This is a genomic window from Micromonospora sp. AKA38 (assembly GCF_027925725.1).
Lineage (GTDB): Bacteria > Actinomycetota > Actinomycetes > Mycobacteriales > Micromonosporaceae > Micromonospora.
The window spans coordinates 447,408-466,271 of record NZ_BNEI01000002.1; the positions used below are offsets into that span (position 1 = coordinate 447,408).

13 protein-coding genes are annotated in these 18,864 nt (G+C 74.7%); 6 read left to right on the forward strand and 7 right to left on the reverse strand.

Translation table 11 applies throughout. The features are described 5' to 3' along the window. Positions 1 to 9: 9 nt before the first annotated feature. Positions 10 to 1,239, reverse strand: a complete 1,230-nt coding sequence (locus TPA0908_RS31850; protein WP_281936258.1) for a S1C family serine protease — start codon at positions 1,237 to 1,239, stop codon at positions 10 to 12. Positions 1,240 to 1,901: 662 nt separating this feature from the next. Between TPA0908_RS31850 and TPA0908_RS05600 the strand changes: the two genes are divergently transcribed. The 4 genes from TPA0908_RS05600 (at position 1,902) to TPA0908_RS05615 (ending at position 7,578) form a co-directional block, all read left to right on the forward strand. Beyond that, positions 1,902 to 3,224 (forward strand): ribonuclease D, encoded by a 1,323-nt coding sequence (locus TPA0908_RS05600; protein ID WP_281935289.1) that lies wholly within the window; start codon positions 1,902 to 1,904, stop codon positions 3,222 to 3,224. 106 nt (positions 3,225 to 3,330) lie between these two features. After that, positions 3,331 to 4,527 carry a thiolase family protein gene (locus TPA0908_RS05605; protein WP_281935291.1) on the forward strand — a complete coding sequence of 399 codons (1,197 nt, stop codon included), beginning with the start codon at positions 3,331 to 3,333 and terminating at the stop codon, positions 4,525 to 4,527. After that, entirely contained in the window at positions 4,524 to 6,623 is a 2,100-nt protein-coding gene (locus TPA0908_RS05610; RefSeq protein ID WP_281935293.1) for a 3-hydroxyacyl-CoA dehydrogenase NAD-binding domain-containing protein, read from the forward strand. The genes TPA0908_RS05605 and TPA0908_RS05610 overlap by 4 nt, the downstream gene beginning before the upstream one ends. A gap of 184 nt (positions 6,624 to 6,807) precedes the next feature. Then, on the forward strand, positions 6,808 to 7,578 hold the full coding sequence (locus TPA0908_RS05615) for a hypothetical protein (RefSeq protein WP_281935295.1): 771 nt from the start codon (positions 6,808 to 6,810) through the stop codon (positions 7,576 to 7,578). Positions 7,579 to 7,660: 82 nt separating this feature from the next. On the opposite strand, the gene TPA0908_RS05620 is transcribed toward TPA0908_RS05615, so the two are convergent. The 4 genes from TPA0908_RS05620 to TPA0908_RS05635 form a co-directional block, all read right to left on the reverse strand. Next, positions 7,661 to 8,047: a VOC family protein gene (locus TPA0908_RS05620; protein WP_281935297.1), complete on the reverse strand. Its 387-nt coding sequence runs from the start codon at positions 8,045 to 8,047 to the stop codon at positions 7,661 to 7,663. Between the two features lie 225 nt (positions 8,048 to 8,272). Then, entirely contained in the window at positions 8,273 to 10,813 is a 2,541-nt protein-coding gene (locus TPA0908_RS05625; protein WP_281935298.1) for a malectin domain-containing carbohydrate-binding protein, read from the reverse strand. Positions 10,814 to 11,016: 203 nt separating this feature from the next. Continuing rightward, positions 11,017 to 12,174 carry a sensor histidine kinase gene (locus TPA0908_RS05630; RefSeq protein WP_281935299.1) on the reverse strand — a complete coding sequence of 386 codons (1,158 nt, stop codon included), beginning with the start codon at positions 12,172 to 12,174 and terminating at the stop codon, positions 11,017 to 11,019. Then, the gene (locus tag TPA0908_RS05635; RefSeq protein WP_281935301.1) at positions 12,171 to 12,836 is read right to left on the reverse strand and encodes a response regulator transcription factor; all 666 of its coding nucleotides are present in this window, start codon (positions 12,834 to 12,836) and stop codon (positions 12,171 to 12,173) included. The genes TPA0908_RS05630 and TPA0908_RS05635 overlap by 4 nt, the downstream gene beginning before the upstream one ends. Positions 12,837 to 12,904: 68 nt before the next feature. Here TPA0908_RS05635 and TPA0908_RS05640 point away from each other — a divergent pair, with 68 nt between their 5' ends. After that, positions 12,905 to 14,284, forward strand: coding sequence for a C39 family peptidase (locus TPA0908_RS05640; RefSeq protein WP_281935302.1), 1,380 nt, complete (start codon positions 12,905 to 12,907; stop codon positions 14,282 to 14,284). On the opposite strand, the gene TPA0908_RS05645 is transcribed toward TPA0908_RS05640, so the two are convergent. After that, a complete protein-coding gene (locus TPA0908_RS05645; RefSeq protein WP_281935303.1) occupies positions 14,285 to 15,583 on the reverse strand; it encodes an outer membrane protein assembly factor BamB family protein in 1,299 nt (432 codons plus the stop codon). Then, on the reverse strand, positions 15,580 to 16,833 hold the full coding sequence (locus tag TPA0908_RS05650; protein ID WP_281935305.1) for an outer membrane protein assembly factor BamB family protein: 1,254 nt from the start codon (positions 16,831 to 16,833) through the stop codon (positions 15,580 to 15,582). The genes TPA0908_RS05645 and TPA0908_RS05650 overlap by 4 nt, the downstream gene beginning before the upstream one ends. On the opposite strand from TPA0908_RS05650, the gene TPA0908_RS05655 reads away from it, so the two are divergent. After that, positions 16,823 to 18,862, forward strand: coding sequence for a hypothetical protein (locus TPA0908_RS05655; RefSeq protein WP_308447813.1), 2,040 nt, complete (start codon positions 16,823 to 16,825; stop codon positions 18,860 to 18,862). The genes TPA0908_RS05650 and TPA0908_RS05655 overlap by 11 nt on opposite strands. Positions 18,863 to 18,864: the final 2 nt, after the last annotated feature.

Genomic DNA, 18,864 nt, shown 5'->3' on the forward strand with positions numbered 1-18,864 from the left:
AGCCGCGACTCAGCAGAGTCTGAAGCGGTCGCAGGCGGTCTTGATCGGCACCGCCAGCCCGATGCCCTCGGCGTCACGGGCCTTGGCCGTGGCGATGCCGACGACCTCCTTCGAGCCGTTGATCACCGGGCCGCCGGAGTTGCCGGGATTGATCGGCGCGTCGAACTGGATCACCGGGCCGGAGCCTCCCTCGTCCTTGCGGAACGCGCTCACCACCCCGGTGGTGACGCTGTCCTGCAGGCCGAGCGGGGCACCGACCACCACGATCTGCTGGCCGGACTTCACCGGCGTCCGGGCCGCGATCAGGCCGCCGAACGTCGCGGTGGTGCGCAACTGCGCCAGGTCCTTTTCCTTGTCGGTGTCGATGATCGTCGCCTCGAACCGCTGGTCGGTGCGCTCCAGGAACACCTTGCGCTCGCCGGCGGCGAAGACCGACTCCACCACGTGGAAGTTGGTGAGCAGCGTGGTGCCACCGCCGGCCGGCGCCTTGCCGACCGCGAACGCCGTGCCGGTGAACTGGCCGGCCCGGACCCGGAACACGCTGGGCAGCACCGCGCTCGCCACCGCTTCGGGATTGAACGCGGCGCCGGCCTGCTTCTCCAGGCTTCCGGCGCGCTGCTCCAGCCCGTCGAGCCGGCGGGCGTCCGCGCCCTGGGCCTCGGCCGTCCGTCGGTCGGCGGCGGCGAGTCGGTCGTCGAGCCGGTGGATCTGGTACGCCTGCACGCCGGTGACCACGGCCAGCACACCGGCCAGCACGAGCGCCACCACCGGCAGCCGGCCCCGGCGGCGGGACGGGTCGGGGCCACCGGCGAGCGGCGAGCCGCCGAATCCGGTCTGGCCGGATACGCCGGCCGGATACGCCGACCCCGGTGTGGGCTGACCCGGCCAGGCCGACCCGGAGCCCGACTGACCCGGCCAGGCCGGCCCGGACGTCTGCTGACCGGGGAACGCCGGACCGGACGGCGACTGACCGGGAGACGCCGGACCAGACGGCGACTGACCCGGGAACGCCGGGCTCGACGTCGGCTGACCCGGATACCCCGGACCGGACGGCGACTGACCCGGGCTCGACACCGGCTGACCCGGATACGCCGGACCGGAGACCGGCTGGCCCGGATACGCCGGACCGGACGGCGACTGACCGGTCGACGGCGCGGCCGGGGCCGGTCGGAACGGGTGGGCCGGCCCCGCCGCCGGCTGGCCCGACCAGGCCGAACCGGCATTCGGCTGGGTCGGCACGGGCGATGCCGCGGGTGCCCCGCCGAACGGCGGGTGACCGGCGTGGCCCGCCCCGCCGCCCCAGGCCGAATCCGGCGTGGCAACGCCCCGACCCGGGTCGGGCGCGGCGGCGTCCCAGGCCGAGCCGGACGCGGCGGCGTCCCAGGCCGGGCCGGGCGCGGCGGCGCCCCGGGATGCTCCAGGCGCGACCGCAGTGCCCCAGGTCGGACCGGACGTGGCGGCGCCCCGAGCCGCTCCGGGCGCGGCAGTGCCCCGGGCCGGTTCCGGTGCCGCGACGCCCCGGGAGAAGTCTGGGCCGGTGGGCGCACCGGGGAACGGGGCCGCCCGGCCGGGCGGAGCGATGCGTGGCGGCAGTGGCCCCGGTCGGCCGGCCGTTCCGTCGCCGCCCTGCCCCGGCACGCCGTCGCCGGTCTCGTACCCGCCTGACATGATCGCCTGTCCTCCCCCGCCGGCTCCGCCGGCGCGCCGACCGTTACCCGGCCGCCCCCGCGCCGCCCACGGCTCGATGGACCGTACCGGCGGGAACGGGGTTTGTCTTCCCCGATGTCCGACCCTCTCACCCCCGCGCAACCCGGCGCGTTCCGGACACCTGGCGGACATCTCGTCGACACGCAACGGACCGGCTGCGCGCACCGGATCGTCCGGCCTACTAGGGTTGTCAGGTGACCGACGAACCACCCCTGCGCCGTCGGGCCGCCGAAAGCCGTACGGGAGAGGTGTCTCCGCATCCGTCGACGGCCGTGCCGGAGCCGGCGGGCGCGGGGACCGAGACCGACGCGAGCGCAGCCGTCCCGCTGACCGCACCGCGCGACGGCACCCCCGCGCCGGTGGCCACCCCCAGTGAGCTGGACGCGGTCGTGGCCCGCTTCGCGGCCGGCACCGGCCCGGTGGCCCTGGACGCCGAACGCGCCTCCGGCTACCGCTACAGCCAGCGCGCCTACCTGGTGCAGCTGCGCCGGGCCGGCGCCGGCACCACGTTGATCGACCCGCTGCCGCTGCCCGACCTGTCCGCGCTCGACGCGGCGATCGCCGAGGCGGAGTGGGTGCTGCACGCCGCCAGCCAGGATCTCGCCTGCCTGGCCGAGTTGGGGCTGCGCCCGCGCCGACTGTTCGACACCGAACTGGCCGCCCGGCTGGCTGGTTTCGAGCGGGTCGGCCTGGCCGCGCTGACCGAACAGCTGCTCGGCTTCAGCCTGGAGAAGCACCACTCCGCCGCCGACTGGTCCAGCCGGCCGCTGCCGGAGTCCTGGCTGACGTACGCGGCCCTGGACGTGGAGCTGCTCGTCGACCTGCGCGACGCGCTCGACGCCGAACTCGACAGGCAGGGCAAGTCCGGCTGGGCGGCGGAGGAGTTCGCCGCGCTGGTGCGCAACGGCGCCCGCCCGCCCCGGGTCCGCGCCGAGCCGTGGCGACGCACGTCCGGCATCCACCGGGTCCGCGGCGCCCGCGCCCAGGCCCGGGTGCGTTCCCTCTGGTACGCGCGGGACCAGATCGCCGCCCGTCGGGACGCCGCGCCGGGGCGGGTGCTGCCCGACTCGGCCATCGTGGCGGCGGCCGAGCTGGACCCGAAGGACGAGAAGACGCTGCTGACCCTGCCCGGGTTCGGTGGTCGCTCGGTGCGCCGGCTGGCGCGTACCTGGTTGGCGGCGTTGGACGACGCACGCCAACTGCCGGACGACGCGTTGCCGGTGAGTCCGACGGTGGAGGGCCCGCCGCCGCCGCACCGGTGGGCGGAGCGGGACCCGGTCGCGGCGGGCCGGCTGGCCCGCTGCCGGGAGGTGGTGGTCGGCACCGCGTCGGCGCACCGGCTGCCGGCGGAGAACCTGATCGCGCCGGACTCGATCCGCCGGTTGGCCTGGCAGCCGCCGGAGGAGGTCACCGACGACACGGTGGCGGAGACCCTACGCACACTGGGTGCCCGCGAGTGGCAGCTCGGCCTGCTCCTGCCGGCGCTCACCGAGGCGTTGCGCATCCCGGCGTCCTGAGCCGGCCCGACGCGGGTTGTGAGGTGGGCCACACGGGGGGTGGTGACGCCGCTGGTTACTGGCGAGTAGCATCCGGAGAAATGGCCAGTGCCGAGGGAGGCTCCAAGTGCCCCGTGAAGTCCGAGATGTCGTCTTCGTCGACGGCGTCCGAACGCCGTTCGGCAAGGCGGGTGGGATGTACGCCAACACCCGCGCCGACGACCTGGTGATCCGCTGCATCCGCGAGCTGATGCGCCGCAACCCGCAGCTGCCGCCGGAGAAGGTGGAGGAGGTGGCGATCGCCGCCACCACCCAGATCGGCGACCAGGGCCTGACCATCGGCCGCACCGCCGCCCTGCTGTCCGGCCTGCCCAAGACCGTGCCCGGCTTCGCCATCGACCGGATGTGCGCGGGCGCGATGACCGCCGTCACCACGGTGGCCGGCGGCATCGCCATGGGCGCGTACGACGTGGCCATCGCCGGCGGCGTGGAGCACATGGGCCGCCACCCGATGGGCGAGGGCGTCGACCCCAACCCGCGGATCGTCGCGGAGAAGCTGGTCGACCCGTCCGCCCTGGTGATGGGCGCCACCGCGGAGAACCTCCACGACCGGGTCCCGCACATCACCAAGGAGCGCACCGACGCGTTCGCGCTCGCCTCGCAGCAGAAGACCGCCAAGGCGTACGCCAACGGCAAGCTCCAGGGCGACCTGGTGCCGGTGGCCATCCGCGACGCCGACGGCGGCTGGGGCCTGGCGACCGTGGACGAGGCGCCGCGGGACACCTCCCTGGAGAAGCTGGCCGGCCTGAAGACCCCGTTCCGCCCGCACGGCAAGGTCACCGCGGGCAACGCGGCCGGCCTGAACGACGGCGCCACCGCCGCGCTGCTGGTCGCCGAGGAGACCGCCCGCGAGCTGGGCCTGCCGGTCGGCATGCGGCTGGTGTCTTACGGCTTCGTGGGCGTCGAGCCCGAGGTGATGGGCGTCGGCCCGATCCCCTCCACCGAGAAGGCGCTGCGCATCGCCGGCCTGAGCATCGACGACATCGGCCTGTTCGAGCTGAACGAGGCGTTCGCGGTGCAGGTGCTCGCGTTCCTCGACCACTTCGGCATCGCCGACGACGACCCCCGGGTCAACGCCTGGGGCGGCGCGATCGCCATCGGGCACCCGCTCGCGTCCTCCGGCGTGCGGCTGATGACCCAGCTCGCCCGGCAGTTCGCCGAGCACCCCGAGGTCCGCTACGGCCTCACCGCCATGTGCATCGGCATCGGCATGGGCGGCACGGTCATCTGGGAGAACCCGAACTGGAAGGGTGAGGACAAGTGAGCGCGCTCGCGGCACCGAACGAGGTCGTCACCAGGGCGCTGCTGCGTCAGGTGGCCGTACCGGGGCTGGACCGCCCGGCCGCCCTGATCACCCTCGACAACGGCTTCGACCACACCAAGCCGAACAGCTTCGGTCCGGGCGGCCTGACCAGCCTGGACGAGGCGATCACCGCCGCCCTGGCGGCGAACCCGGCGTTCGTCGCGGTCACCGGCAAGCCGTACATCTTCTGCGTGGGCGCGGACATCACCAGCCTGCCCCAGCTGGAGAACCGCGAGCAGGCGCTGGAGGTCGGCCGGCTCGGCCACCGGGTCTTCGCCCGGCTCAAGGACAGCGACGTCCCGACGTTCGCGTTCGTCAACGGCGCGGCCATGGGCGGCGGCCTGGAGCTGGCGCTGCACTGCCACTACCGGACGCTGTCGGCCGGCGCGGCGGCGCTGGCGCTGCCCGAGGTCTCGCTCGGCCTGGTACCCGGCTGGGGCGGCACCCAGCTGCTGCCGAACCTGATCGGCATCCCGGCCGCCACCCAGGTGATCCTGCAGAACCCGCTGATGCAGAACCGGATGCTCAAGCCGAAGCAGGCGGCCGAGATGGGCATCGCGGACGTGCTGCTGGAGCCCGCCGACTTCCTGGAGCGGTCCCTCGAATGGGCCGCCGGCGTGGTCCGGGGCGAGGTCACCGTCACCCGCCCCGAGGTCGACAAGGACATGTGGGCGGGCGTGCTCTACTTCGCCCGGCAGACCCTCGACCAGCGGCTGCACGGCGCGGTCCCGGCCGCGTACAAGGCGTTGGACCTGCTGGAGACCGCGAAGGACGCGGACTTCGCGGCCGGCACCGCGGCGGAGGACGAGGCGCTCGCCGACCTGGTCTTCTCCGAGGAGCTGCGCAGCGGCCTGTACGCGTTCGACCTGGTGCAGCGGCGGGCCAAGCGCCCGGCCGGCGCGCCGGACAAGGGCCTGGCCCGGCCGGTGACCAAGGTCGGCATCGTCGGCGCCGGCCTGATGGCCAGCCAGCTCGCGCTGCTGTTCGCCCGCCGGCTCCAGGTGCCGGTGGTGCTGACCGACCTTGATCAGTCCCGGGTGGACCAGGGCGTCGCCTACGTGCACACCCAGATCGAGAAGGCCGTGAGCAAGGGCCGGATGGACAAGGGCACCGCCGCCAAGCTGTACGGCCTGGTGTCCGGCTCGGCAAAGGCCGACGCGTTCGCCGCCTCGGCACAGGGTCAGCGCACTTCGTTTGCCGACTGTGACTTCGTCATCGAGGCCGTGTTCGAGGACCTGGGCGTCAAGAAGCAGGTCTGGGCCGAGCTGGAGAAGATCGTCGCGCCGGAGGCGGTGCTCGCCACCAACACCAGCTCTCTGTCGATCACCGAGATGGCGGCCGACCTGGAGCACCCGGAGCGGGTCGTCGGCTTCCACTTCTTCAACCCGGTGGCGGTGCTGCCGCTGCTGGAGATCGTCCGCGGCGAGCGCACCGACGACGCCACGCTGGCCACCGCGTTCGCGGTCGGCAAGCAGCTCAAGAAGTCGTCGGTGCTGGTCAAGGACGCCCCGGCGTTCGTGGTGAACCGGCTGCTGACCCGCTTCCTCGGCACCGTCTTCGCCGCCGTCGACGCCGGCACCCCGCTGGACGTCGCGGACAGCGCGCTGGACCCGCTGGGCCTGCCGATGCGCCCGCTCGCGCTGCTCCAGCTCGTCGGGCCGGCGGTGGCGTACCACGTGGGCGGCACCCTGCACGAGGCGTTCCCGGAACGGTTCACGGTCAGCGAGAACCTCAAGCGGATCGCCGACTCCGGCCGGCCGATCGTGGTCGACGACCAGGTCAACGAGGAGGTCGCCAAGCTGCTCGTGGTCGGCGACCAGCCGCTCACCGCCGAGCAGGTGCGGCAGAACGCGCTCGACGCGCTGGCGCAGGAGATCGGGCTGATGCTCGACGAGGGTGTCGTCGCCGAGGCGCAGGACATCGACCTGTGCATGATCCTCGGCGCCGGCTGGCCGTTCCACCTGGGCGGCGTCACGCCGTACCTGGACCGGACCGGCACCTCCGAGCGGGTGACCGGCCGACGGTTCCTGCCGCGCGGTGTGGCCAGCCTGCGCTGACCGGTCCACGCATCGATCGCGGTGCTCGCGCCGTCCGTTCCGGACGGTACGGGCACCGCGATCGGCGTTCCGGGGCCGGTCACGGGACGGTTCCGGTTTGATCACACCGCCCCTGACCGGACGGCGGGGTGTCGGCGGCTCTGGCTACCATCACGCGTCCAGAATCTTCACAGGAGCTGCCTTCATGTCCCAGCCGCCGTCCAATCCCTACCCCGGCCACAACCCCTCGCCCTCCGCACAGCCGGGTGGCTACCAGCCGCCGCAGCAGTACGGCGGTGAGCACCCGCCGGCGCCGCAGCAGCAGTACGGCGGTGACTACCCGCAGCAGCCGCAGTACGGCGGCGACCAGTTCGGCGCCCCGGTCCCGCCGAAGAAGAAGTTCGGGGTCGGCAAGATCCTGCTGATCGTCCTGGCCGTGGTGCTGGTGCTCTGCGTCGGCGGTGGCGTCGCCTTCTGGCTCGCCGCCGGTGACGACGTCAAGGACGTCGTCACCGCCACCAAGACCCGGGTCGTCGAGCCGACGACGCTGGGCGGCCGGCCGAAGGCGACCGAGCCGCAGCTCCAGTCGACCGCTCTTCAGATGAAGTCCGAGCTCGGCAAGGACGTGCCCAACGCGACCAGCACGGCGGGCGCGTTCTACGGCGACCCGGCCAAGAAGGACCTGGTCATGATCGTCGCCGTCTCCGGCGTCATCGCCGACCCGAAGAAGGAGATGGCGGACGCCATCGCCGCGGTCACCCCGGACCTGGGCACCAAGGAGTTCAAGACGGTCGACGCCGGCCCGCTCGGCGGCGACGCCAAGTGCGGCGACGGCAAGGCCCAGGACATCCCGGTCGGTGTCTGCATCTGGTCCGACAAGGGCAGCCTCGGCATGGTGGTCGTCTACTTCAAGTCCGTGTCCGAGCTCCAGTCGGAGTTCGTCAACATGCGCGGTGAGATCGAGAAGCAGGACTGATCCCGCTCGGAGCGCCGGGCCCCCGCCGACGGCGGGGGCCCGGCGCCGTTTCCGGGTCAGGCCGACACGACCCGGCGCCGGGTCAGGCCGACGCGGCGCGTTCCGCCGTGGAGCGGCACACGCAGAACTCGTTGCCCTCCGGGTCGGCCAGCACCACCCAGCCGCTGCCGTCCGGCCGGCGCCGGTCGGCGACAAGCGTCGCACCGAGTTCGCGCAGCCGGACGACCTCGGTGTCCCGGGTGCCCTCGGCCGGCTGGAGGTCGAGGTGGAACGCGCCCTTGCGGTGGCGCTCACCCACCTCGACGAAGAGCAGGTCGGGGCCGTGCCCGTCGGGCGAGACGAGGACGGCCTCCGGGTCACCCGGGTGGTCGTCGGCGTGCCGCTCGCGGTCGAGCACGCGGCCCCACCATCCGGCCAGGGCGTACGGGTCGTCGGACTCCACGGTCACGCAGTGGATGTGTGCACTCACGATGTTTCCTCCGATGGGGAATGCGCCCCGGCGGAGTGCGAGGGTCAGCGGGGAACGCGGGGCGCGGGATTGTTGAGAACGGACATCACCACACCCCCTTCCACCTCTCGGCTGACGCCATGATCCTGCCATCCTCCACCGTCCCCCGACAAGACCTGCCCGGGGCGGTGAGATGGGGCCCCTTCTCTACCGCAAACGTTAAGAAGGGGCCCCTCCTTACACCGCTCAGGGGGCGAGGAACACCGCCTTGGCGCGCCAGTCGGTGCCGTCGACGGTTGGGCCGCTGCGCACGGTGAACGTCGCGGTCGGCGCGCCGTTGAGCCAGTCCGTCGCCAACAGGTCACCGGTGCTCCGGTTGACCTTGTAGAGCGTGCCGCCGGCCAGGAACACCGCGCCCGCGTCGGCGAGCCCGCCCGCGCCGGCCACCGTGAACCGGTCCGCGCCGACCGTGCCGCTGTCCGGGGTGAACCAGCGCCAGAACAGGCCGCTCTGCCCGGCGAGCGTGTAGTAGAGCCGACCGCCGGAGTGGAACATGCCGGTCACGTTGGGGATCTCGGCGTAGAAGCCGGTGGTCACCCCGGCGTACGTCTGACCGGCCGGCCCGGAGTCGGTCTCCACGGTGTCCCAGTAGGCGTCGTGGTACGGGTCGACGAGCGCCGGCGTGCCGAACGTGGTCCCGTCGAACGTGCGCCGCCACAGCGCGCCGTCCATGCCGTAGAACAGCGTGCCGCCGACCCAGAACGCGCCCCGCGCGGTGGACCAGGCGGTGCCGTCCGGGTTCGCCACCGGGCTCGGCGCGCCGACCGTGGTCGTCCCGTCGTACGAGCGGGCCTGCACCTCGTCGCCGGTGCCGGCCGGCGGGGGGCCGGTCTTGACGATCTCGATGCCGTCGATCAGCGGGTTCTCCACCACGTGCCGGAACTCCAGGTCGACGGTGCCGTCGCTGACCACGGTGAACTCGCGCATGGTGCCCACGTTGTGCCCGGCGGCGGCGGACAGGTCGAGGTCGTCGAGGACGGTGGCGCCCTCCAGCGCCACGTCGAAGACGCGGGCGCCGACGGCGGCGGTGCCGTCGTACCGGTTGGCCAGGTAGAGCCGGACCCGCACCTCGGTGCCGGTGGGCACCGGGAACTGCCAGGTCATCTCCGGCGCGCCGGCCGGGTCGTAACGTTCGTCGCTGTAGAGCGCGGCCGGCGTGCCGGCCGGCACGGTCGTGTCCAGCGCGCCCACCGCGGCGAAGCCGGCGGCGGAGCTGCCGCTGTTGTGGTACGGGCTGGGGTTACCGCCGTCGTCGGCCGCCCAGTCCGGTCCGCCGTCGGTGGCGGCGACCAGCGGGCCGCCCGCGTTGACCCGGTACAGCACGTTGGTGGGCTTCGGCACGCCGGCCTGGTAGACCGTGCCGGGCAGGGTGGGCTCGGTGGTCGGGTGCGGGGCCGTGCCGCCGGCCAGCGGGAAGAACGCGATCCGCTCCCGGCGGTACTGGAAGTTGCCGATCCACGAGGTGTCGCCGCCGACCCACAGCCCGGCCGGGGTGACAAGCATCTCGGAGGCGCCGATGCCGCGCGGGTGGCGGCCGGGGTTCCAGGACAGCGGCAGGCCGGTACGCGGGTCGAGCGCGGCGATGCTGGCCCGGCCGACCGCGCCGGCCCGGGCGTTGTCGCCGCCGGCGCTGTTGTTCAGCCAGCGGAAGTGGCCGCCCACGTAGACGGCCTGCTCGCTGACCGCGACCGAGAGGAACGTGTCGCCGCCGGTGTAGTCGATCCAGGTGGGCTGCGCGTCGGTGGCGGTCGTGCCGCCCTCGAAGCGGGCCGCGGCGTCGCAGAGCGTGCCGCCGTTCGGCGCGCCGGTGGTGACCACCACGAAGTAGCTGCTGTCCGGCGCGTACGCGACGTCCCGCATGTACGAGTCGAACGCCCACCACGCGCAGCGCGGCGTGTAGCGGCTGGTGTTCCAGTCGGCCACGGTGGCGGCGGTGGCGCCCAGGTCGAGCTGGACGATCTGGTCGTGCAGCACCCCGTCGGCCTTCTTGAAGTTGCCGATCACCACGAGCCTGGTGCCGTCCGGGGCGAGCGCCATCTTCTCCACCCCGACGCCGGCGTTGGAGCCGCTGACCCCGTCGTAGTTGTGGTGCTCGGTGAGCGCGGTGGTCAGGTAGCTGTCCACCGCGCCGGTGGTGGCGTTGAGGGAGGCCAGCCCGCCGCGCGGGTTGGGGTTGCCGGCGGTGGTGAAGATGCCGCCGACCAGCAGCCGGGTGCCGGCCAGCGCGATGTCGTTGACCAGCCCGTTGAACGCCGGCGGGGCGAAGCTGGTGACAAGCGCGCCGGTGGCGACGTTGAGCAGCGCCACCTTGCGCCGGGTCACCCCGTTGACGGTGTTGAACTTGCCGGCGACGAAGACCGTGCCGGCGGTCGGGCCGGCGACGACCGCGTACACCTCGTTGTCGACCGACGGCGCGAACGCGGTGTCGACCGTGCCGGTGGCCTTGTCGAAGGCGAGCAGGTAGTTGCGGGTGATGTCGGTGTCGGAGTTGCGGTTCTGCACGGTGCTGAACGAGCCGGCCACGATGATCTTCGAGCCGGCGTCGTGGATCGCGTCGACGGTGCCGTCCATGATGTCCGGCGAGGTGGTGGCCGGGACGGCCTTGACCACGGTGGTGTGGTCGGGCGCGGCGCCGGCGGGCGCGGCCGGGGCCAGGCCGGCCGCGGTGAGCGCGACGGCGGCGAGGGCCGCGAGGGCGCGGCGGCGCGGGGCCGAGGGGTGGGTCACGGGCAGCTCCGTAGATTCGGCGGTGAGGCGTGTCGCACCGCTCACCCTGAGCCACGTCCGCGGCGGCGTCCAGCGCGCGGCAAGCTTTCTGACCGACCACCGCGCCGCCACGCCCGACCACCGTCGCGGGCGGGCGGGACAGCGTGCCCGGCCGCACGAACAGGTGAGGGCGGATGTCCGGCCGGGCGGTCACGGATCGGCGGTCAGGTGGCCGCCGGCGGGTCGGCCGACGGGAGCGTGACGGTCACCTCCAGACCGCCGCCGGGCTGCGGGACCGCCTTCACCGTGCCGCCGTGCGCGTCGCAGACCGCCCGGACGATGGACAGGCCGAGACCGGAGCCGCGCGCCCCGGTGCGTTCCTGCCCGCCGCGCCGGAACGGCTCGAACAGGCCGGGCACCTCGGCCGGGGCGACCTCGAAGCCGGTGTTCCCCACCACCAGCCAGGACCGCTGCCCGTCGGTGCCGGTGCGCACCCACATCCGGCCGTGCAGGTGGTTGTAGCGGACCGCGTTCTCCACCAGGTTGCCGGCCAGCCGGTCGAGCAGCCCCGGGTCCCCGACCACCGGCGCGGGGCGCAGCGAGGTGTGCACCCGCAGGCCGATCCGCTCCACCTCGCGGGCCACCGCGGAGAGCGCGTTGGCGGTGCCGACGGCCAGGTCGCTCTCGGCGCGGCGGGCCAACCGCCGGCCGGTCTGCGCCTCGCTGCGGGCCAGCACCAGCAGCGCGTCCACCAGGCCGTTGGCCCGCTCGGACGCCTCCCGCACCACGCCGGCCATCCGCCGGTACTCGGCCAGGTCCGCGTCGTCGTCGCTGAGCGTCACGTCGATCTCGGTACGCATCACCGCAAGCGGGGTCCGCAGCTCGTGCGAGGCGTTCGCGACGAACCGCTTCTGCGCCTCGAACGCGGCGGTGATCCGGTCCAGCATCGCGTCGAACGTCTCCGCCAGCTCGGCCACCTCGTCGTCCGCGCCGGACCACCCGATCCGCTCGTCGAGCGTGGTCTCGCCGAGCCGGCGGGCGGTGGCGGTGACCTGGTGCAGCGGGCGCAACGCACGGCCGGCCACCAGGTACGCGCCGGCCACCCCGACGACGCTGATCGCCAGCAGCGCCAGCAGGCCCTTGAACAGCAGCTCCCGGGACGCGGCGTCGACCAGTTGCCGCTGCCACTGCCCGGCGTCGAGGGTGCGGCCGTCGGTGAGCACCACGGTGGTGCCGGGCAGCAGCTCGTCGGTGGGGCGCAACGCGTCCCGGACCAGCAGCCAGGCCAGCAGCACCAGGATCGCGCCGGCGCCGACCAGGAGCACGCCGTTGAGCAGCGTCAGCCGCAGCCGCAGCGTCGGCCGTACCCGCGCGGAGGTCACTTGGCGCGCTCGATCCGGTAGCCCGCGCCGACCACGGTGTCGATCAGCGGGGGGTCGCCGAGTTTCTTGCGCAGCGTCATCACGGTGACCCGGACGATGGTGGTGAACGGGTCGGTGTTGGCGTCCCAGACCCGTTCCAGCAGTTCCTCGCTGGACACCACCGCGCCGCGGGCCCGGAGCAGCTCGGCGAGCACGCCGAACTCCTTGTTGGTCAGGTCGAGCGGCACGCCGCCCCGGGTCACCACCCGCCGGGCCGGGTCGAGTTCCAGGTCGGCCACCGCCAGCACCGGCGGCGCGGCCGGGGTGGCCCGCCGGCCCAACGCCTGCACCCGGGCCACCAGCTCGTCGAAGGCGAACGGCTTGGCCAGGTAGTCGTCGGCGCCGAGCTGCAACCCCTCGACCCGGTCGGCGACGGTCCCGCTCGCGGTCAGCATGAGCACCCGGGTCAGCGTGCCGGAGGCGGCCAGGTCGGCGCAGATCCGGTCGCCGTGCACGCCGGGCAGGTCCCGGTCCAGGACCACCACGTCGTAGCGGGTGACGAACGCCGCCTCGTGCCCGGCGTCGCCGTCGTAGGCGACATCCACCGCCATGCCGCGCTTGCGCAGCCCGCGCGCGATCGCGTCGGCGAGGTTGCGCTCGTCCTCGACCACCAGTACCCGCATTCCGGCCTCCCGCCTCGTGACCTCCCACAACCTAGTGCGCGGCGCCAACCGGACGGCACGGCCCGCCGTTGCAGAAAACCTTCGGGTACGCGATGCTCGCCGGCAACGATCGCCCACCGCCCCGGCTGCCGGCCGGGCCGAGCCGAGCGGAGCCGCCGATGACCGCCGCCGCCCCCGGCCGGAACGTCGCGTACCGCCGTTTCCGCTTCCCGGCGGACCGGGACCTGGGTCGCGCCGCCGGACTCTCCGCCGGCCCGGCCGGGCTGACGCTCGACGCGGACGGCCCCACGCCCGACGCGAACGGACCTACGCCCGACGCGAACGGGTCCACGCCCGACGCGGCGGCCCGCCGGCCGGCGCGCCCCGATCCGGTTCCCGGGGCCGCCGCCGGCACCTGGACCTCGCCGGTGACGGAGGTCGGCTTCGCCGCCGCCGAGCTGGTGCCGTCCTGGACCGCCGACACGCCGCCCGGCTGCTGGCTCCGGGTGGAGGTACGCGGCTGGGCCGGCGACGCGGCCACCACCGGCTGGTACGAGCTGGGCCACTGGGCGGCCGACGACGGCACGGTACGCCGCGCCTCGGTGCCCGGCCAGTCCGACGACCGGGCCCGGGTGGACGCGGACACGCTCCGGGTGACCGGGGCACGGGTGACCGGCTGGCAGGTCCGGGTGACGCTGCTGCGCCGGCCCGACGCGCCGGCCGGCCCGGTGCTGCGCACGGTCGGCGTGGTCGCCAGCGCCGGCAGCCAGGTCCCGGCGTCCCCGTCGCCCGAGCAGGTCGACAGCGGCCCGGCCGGCGGGGGCGCGCACGACGACGCCGGGGCAGCGGGCCGGGCGTGGGGGCGGGTGCTGGACGTGCCGCGTTACGCGCAGCGGCTGCACGCCGGCGGGGAGACCCGCTGGGGTGGCGGTGGCGACTCCTGGTGCAGCCCCACCTGCGTGTCGATGGTGCTGGACTTCTGGGGCGCCGGCCCCACCCCGGACCGGTACGCCTGGGTCGACCCGCCCGGCCCCCGCCCGGTGGTGGTGCACGCCGCGCGGCACTGCTACGACCACGCGTACGCCGGGGCCGGGAACTGGCCGTTCAACACCGCGTACGCGGCGACGCACGGGGTGGACGCGTTCGTCACCCGGCTGCGCTCGCTGGCGGAGGCGGAACGGTTCGTGGCCGCCGGCATCCCGCTCGTCGTCTCGGCGGCGTTCACCCGTGGGCAGGTTCCCGGGCTGGACTACGACACCCGGGGCCACCTGATCGTGCTGGCCGGCTTCACCACCGACGGCGACCCGGTGCTCAACGACCCGTACGCGCCGGACGACGAACGGGTCCGCCGGACCGTGCCGCGCGCGCCGTTCGAGGCGGCCTGGCAGGCGGGCAGCGGTGGGATCGCGTACGTGCTGCGGCCGGAGACGGTGCCGCTGCCGGCGCCGCCCGCCCAGGCCAACTGGTGATCACCGCCGCGCCGGCCACACCGCCAGCCCGCCGGCCGGGCGCAGGCACACCAACACCGCCTCGGCGTCCGCGCACTCGGCCCAGGAGCCGGGCAGGACCGCCCGCGGTCGCGCCTCGCCGGCCGCCACGTCCAGGTCACCGACGAGCGTCCGGTCCCCGGCGAGGTGCCGGAGCCCGAGCAGCCTGAGCAACCGGCCGGACCCGTCGTCCCGCCCGCTGACCCGCCAGCGGCCCAGCCGCCCGAGCACCCGGCCGGTCGCCGGTTCCAGCACCGACAACTCCAGTTCCGGCCCGTCCCCCGCCGCGGCGGCGATCAGCCGGTCGCCGACCGGCCCGAACCCCGCCCACCGCTCGTCCGTCCAGGCCGGGCGGCCGGTGGCGGGGTCGAGCGCCTGCGCGTCGCCGACCTGGTCGCGGAGGCAGACCATGCCGGCGCAGTCGGTGAACCACGACCCGGCGCGCGGGTCCACCGGCACGCTCCAGCGCCGGTCCAGCCGGTCCACCCCGTACGCGGTGATCTCACCGGAGACGCCCTCGACCAGCAGCAGACCGGCGACGACCTGCGCGAACCGGTAGGCGACACCGTCCGGCGCGGACGACACCCGGCCGGCGCGCACCCGGGCGCCCGAGTCCGCGTCGTGCACGGCGACCCGGCCGTCCGGCTCGATCAGCAGGAGCTGCGTCACTCCCCGGTCGTCCCGCCGGTACGCCACTCCCTGCGGGGGCACCGCCAGCGACCAGCGCGTCGCGCCGGAGGCCGGGTCGACGGCGAGCACCCGGCCCGTTCCGCCCGGCCGGGGGTTCTCGAACAGCACCCCGCCGGACGCGGTCGGGACCGGGTAGCCGACCTGCTGCCAGCGCACCGCGCCGGTCGCCGGGTCGAGCAGCGTGGCGCGCGCGTCCCCGACCCCGGTCGGGCTGCTCGACACCAGCAGGCCGCCGGCCGCGCCGGTCAGCCCCAGCACGTGGTCCCCGGTGGGCAGCGCGAACCGCCACGCCGGCGCGCCTGCGGTGAGCCGGTAGCCGGTGACCACCCGACCGCCCTGGTGGAGCGCGCTCGGACCGTCCGCCACCATCAGCCGGCCCGCCAGCACCACGAAGAGGGCATCCGGCGCGGCGGGCACCCGGACCGGCGCCGGCGGCCGGGCCGGCGCCGCCGCGCCGGCCAGCGTGAGCAGCAGGCACCCGAGCGCCACCGCGCGGGCGGCCCGGCCCGGCGGTCGCCGCGGCGGCGCGGGGAGCGGCTCGTCGCCGTCCTCGGGACGGCGCAGCTCGCCCAGCTCGATGACCGGGCTCACGGCAGCCGCCGCACGGTGAAGTCGCCGCCCCGCTCCCGGCAGACCAGCAGCGTCCGGCCGGCGGTGCAGTCGGTGCCGGTCAGGACGTCCCGCACCACGGGTGGGCCGCCGGACAGGTCCGGCTCGGCGAGGAGCCTCCGGTCGCCGCCCAGCGGCCGGCTCAGGAACAGCCGGTCACCGCTCTCGCCCTGCGGGAGCACGTCCCAGTCGCCGACCTCGGCGATCAGCCGGCCGTCCGACTCCGCCAGCACCGACAGGCCCTCGCCGCCCTCCCGGCCGGCGGCGACCAGCAGGCGTCCGCCCTCGGCCCGGAGCACGCTCGACCACAGGTCGCTGGCCCAGCGCACCGCGCCGGTGGCCGGGTCCAGCGCCCACATCCCGCCGGTCTGCCGGCTGGCGCAGAGCAGTGACCCGCACGGTTCCAGGTAATCGACAAGTGGCAGCTCGGCGGTCCAGCGTGGCCGGAGCGTGTCCATCTCGAAGGCAGTGACGACGTCGCCGGCCAACCGGGTCTCCAGGAACAGCCGGCCCGCGCCCTGCATGGCGCGCGCGCCGGGCACCTCCCCCGGATGCAGGTCGCGGGCGGCCAGCCGGGTGCCGGTCGCCGCGTCCAGCACCACCGTCTCGCCGGCGGCCGGCAGCAGCAGGATCCGGTCCACCCCGGACCGGCCGTAGCTGAACTGCACGTCCCGACCGGTGGTGGGCACGGTCCAGAGCGTGCGCCCGTCGGCCACCGCCAACCGGCGGACCGACTGGGGGCCCGGCCCGCCGGACGGGCGCAGCAGCAGCGCGTCGCCGGCCGGGAACACCACGCCGTCCTGCCGCCAGCGCGGCGCGCCGGTGCCCGCGTCGAACACCGTCGTCTCCCAGCGGCCGCCGTTTCCGGCCGGTCCGACGGCAAGCACCCGCCCGCCCTGCTCCCACACCGCGACCACGTCGTCGACACCGTCCACCCGGGCCCGCCACCGCTCCCGCCCCACCCGGTACGCGACGAGGTCCCAGCCCGGTTCCGACGCGGCGCGTCGCACCACGTACACCCGGTTGTCGGAGAGGAACGCGGAGGCCCCGGTGCCGCCGGGGATCGTGACCGGCCCGGACCGCGCCGGAGGCGCGGCGGCGGCGAGCGTGACCAGCGCCACCAGCAGCGCCACCACGACGCGGAACGGGCGGCCGACCGCACGCGGCGGGCGGGGCGCGGCGTCGGGCGCCGCGTCGTCGCCGCGCAGGTCACCCAGATCGATGACGGTCACGACCACCCCTTTCCGCGCCGCCGGACCGCCGCCCGACCGTGACCGGACCGACGCCGGACCGCCTGTACGATGGCCCGTCGTGGCCGTGCCGGTGGTGGACCCCTCGCTGAACTCCTCATCCGTCGAGGTGGACGCCGTCACGGCGGATCCGCCGCGACGGCCCCGTCGCCGGCCGGCTCGCGCCGACCTGCTGGCCCTCGGAGCCTATGCGTTGCTCGGCGTTCTCGTCTGCCTCAACTACTGGGGCGACGTGCAGCACCGGGTGTCCTCGCACCTGCCGACCGACCACAGCTGGTTCGAGTGGCTGTTCGCGCACGGCGCGTACTCGGTGCGGCACCTGGAGAACCCGCTGTTCACCGCCCGGCAGAACGCGCCGGACGGGGTGAACATGATGGCGAACACCTCGCTGCTCGGGGTGACGCTGCCGCTCGCGCCGCTGACCATGCTGCTCGGTCCACAGGTGATGTACGCGCTCTACCTGGGCGCGGCGTTGTCGGCGACCGCCGCGACGTCGTACTGGACGCTGTCGCGGCACCTGGTCCGCTCCCGCGGCGCGGCGTTCGTCGGCGGCGCGTTCCTCGGGTTCGCCCCGGGCATCGTGCACCACGCCAACGGGCAGCCGAACTTCGTGTCGAACTTCCTGCTCCCGCTGATCGTGGCCCGGGTGCTCCGGCTCGGCGAGCCGGGCCGCTGGCGACGTAACGGGGTGGCGCTCGGACTGCTGGTGGCGTACCAGATCTTCATCAACGAGGAGATGCTGCTGCTCACGGCGCTGGCCTGCCTGGTCGTCGTGCTGGCGTACGCGGTGCAACGGCCGCGCGAGACGCGGGCGCGGGCCGGGTCCTTCCTGGCCGCGATCTCCGTCGGCGGCGGGGTGGCGCTGCTGCTCACCGCGTACCCGATCTGGTTCCAGTTCAACGGCCCGCAGTCCTACCGAGGGTTGCAGGGCGGCGTCTTCCACAACTGGGGCGAGGACCTGATGGCCTTCGTCACGTTCGCCCGGGACACCGCGGCCGGGGACGAGGCGGTGGAGAAGACCATCGGCCTGACCGAGCAGAACACCTGGTTCGGCTGGCCGCTGGTGCTGGTCGCGCTGGCCGCGCTGGGGCTGCTGGTCCGCCGGTCGGTGCCGGCCCGGATCCTGGCCGTGCTGGTGGCGCTCTTCACGATCGCCTCGATCGGGCCCGTGGTGCGGTTCGACGGCGTGGAGACGAGTGTGGCCGGCCCGTGGGCGTACGTGCCGGACGACCTGCCGCTCGTCGAGATGATGATGCCGACCCGGTTGAGCCTGGTGGTGGTGGCCGCCGTGGGCGTGCTGCTCGCGCTGGCCTGGGACGCGTTGTCCCGCGCCGGCCGGCCCGGGACCGCCCCGGTGCCCGTACCCCGCGCCGGCGACCACGACAACGAGCCGACCGACGACGGACGGACCGACGATGAGCGAACCGACGACGGGCGAACCGACGACGGGCGGACCGACGACGCGGGCCGGGCCGCGTCCGGCCGGCGGCGGGCGCTGCGCCTGGTCGGGTACGCCGCGATCGTGGCCGCCCTGCTGCCGCTGGTCCCGCGCCCCCTGCCGGCGCAGCGGATGGACCCGCCGCCGCACTTCATCACCGCCGGTGGCTGGCGACCGTTCGTGCCGGCCGGCCGGACGCTGGTGCCGGTGCCGATCCCGAGCAACGTGCACGGGCTGCCGACACTGCGCTGGAGCGCGCTGACCGGGCAGGAGTTCCCCATCCCGGGGGGATACTTCATCGGCCCGAACGAGCTGGGCGAAGGCGTGTTCGGCGCCCCGAACCGCCCGACCAGCACGCTGATCTACGCCACCATGGACCGCAACGCGCTGCCCGAGATCACCGCGGAGAACCGCCGGCAGGCCGTCGAGGACCTACGCTTCTGGCGGGCGTCGGTGGTGGTGCTCGGCGCCGGGCCGCGCGAGGCGGTGCTGCGTGACCTGATGACCGCGCTGCTCGGCCCCCCGCAGCGGATCGACGACGTCTGGCTCTGGGACGTGCGCGACCGCGTGTAAGG

What these genes read in the sequence shown, in the direction of transcription:
- TPA0908_RS05615 (WP_281935295.1), top strand. Translation starts at nt 6,808, where the DNA reads ATGTCCCAGCCGCCGTCCAATCCCTACCCCGGCCACAACCCCTCGCCC.
- TPA0908_RS05635 (WP_281935301.1), bottom strand. Translation starts at nt 12,836, where the DNA reads ATGCGGGTACTGGTGGTCGAGGACGAGCGCAACCTCGCCGACGCGATC.
- TPA0908_RS05655 (WP_308447813.1), top strand. Translation starts at nt 16,823, where the DNA reads ATGACGGTCACGACCACCCCTTTCCGCGCCGCCGGACCGCCGCCCGAC.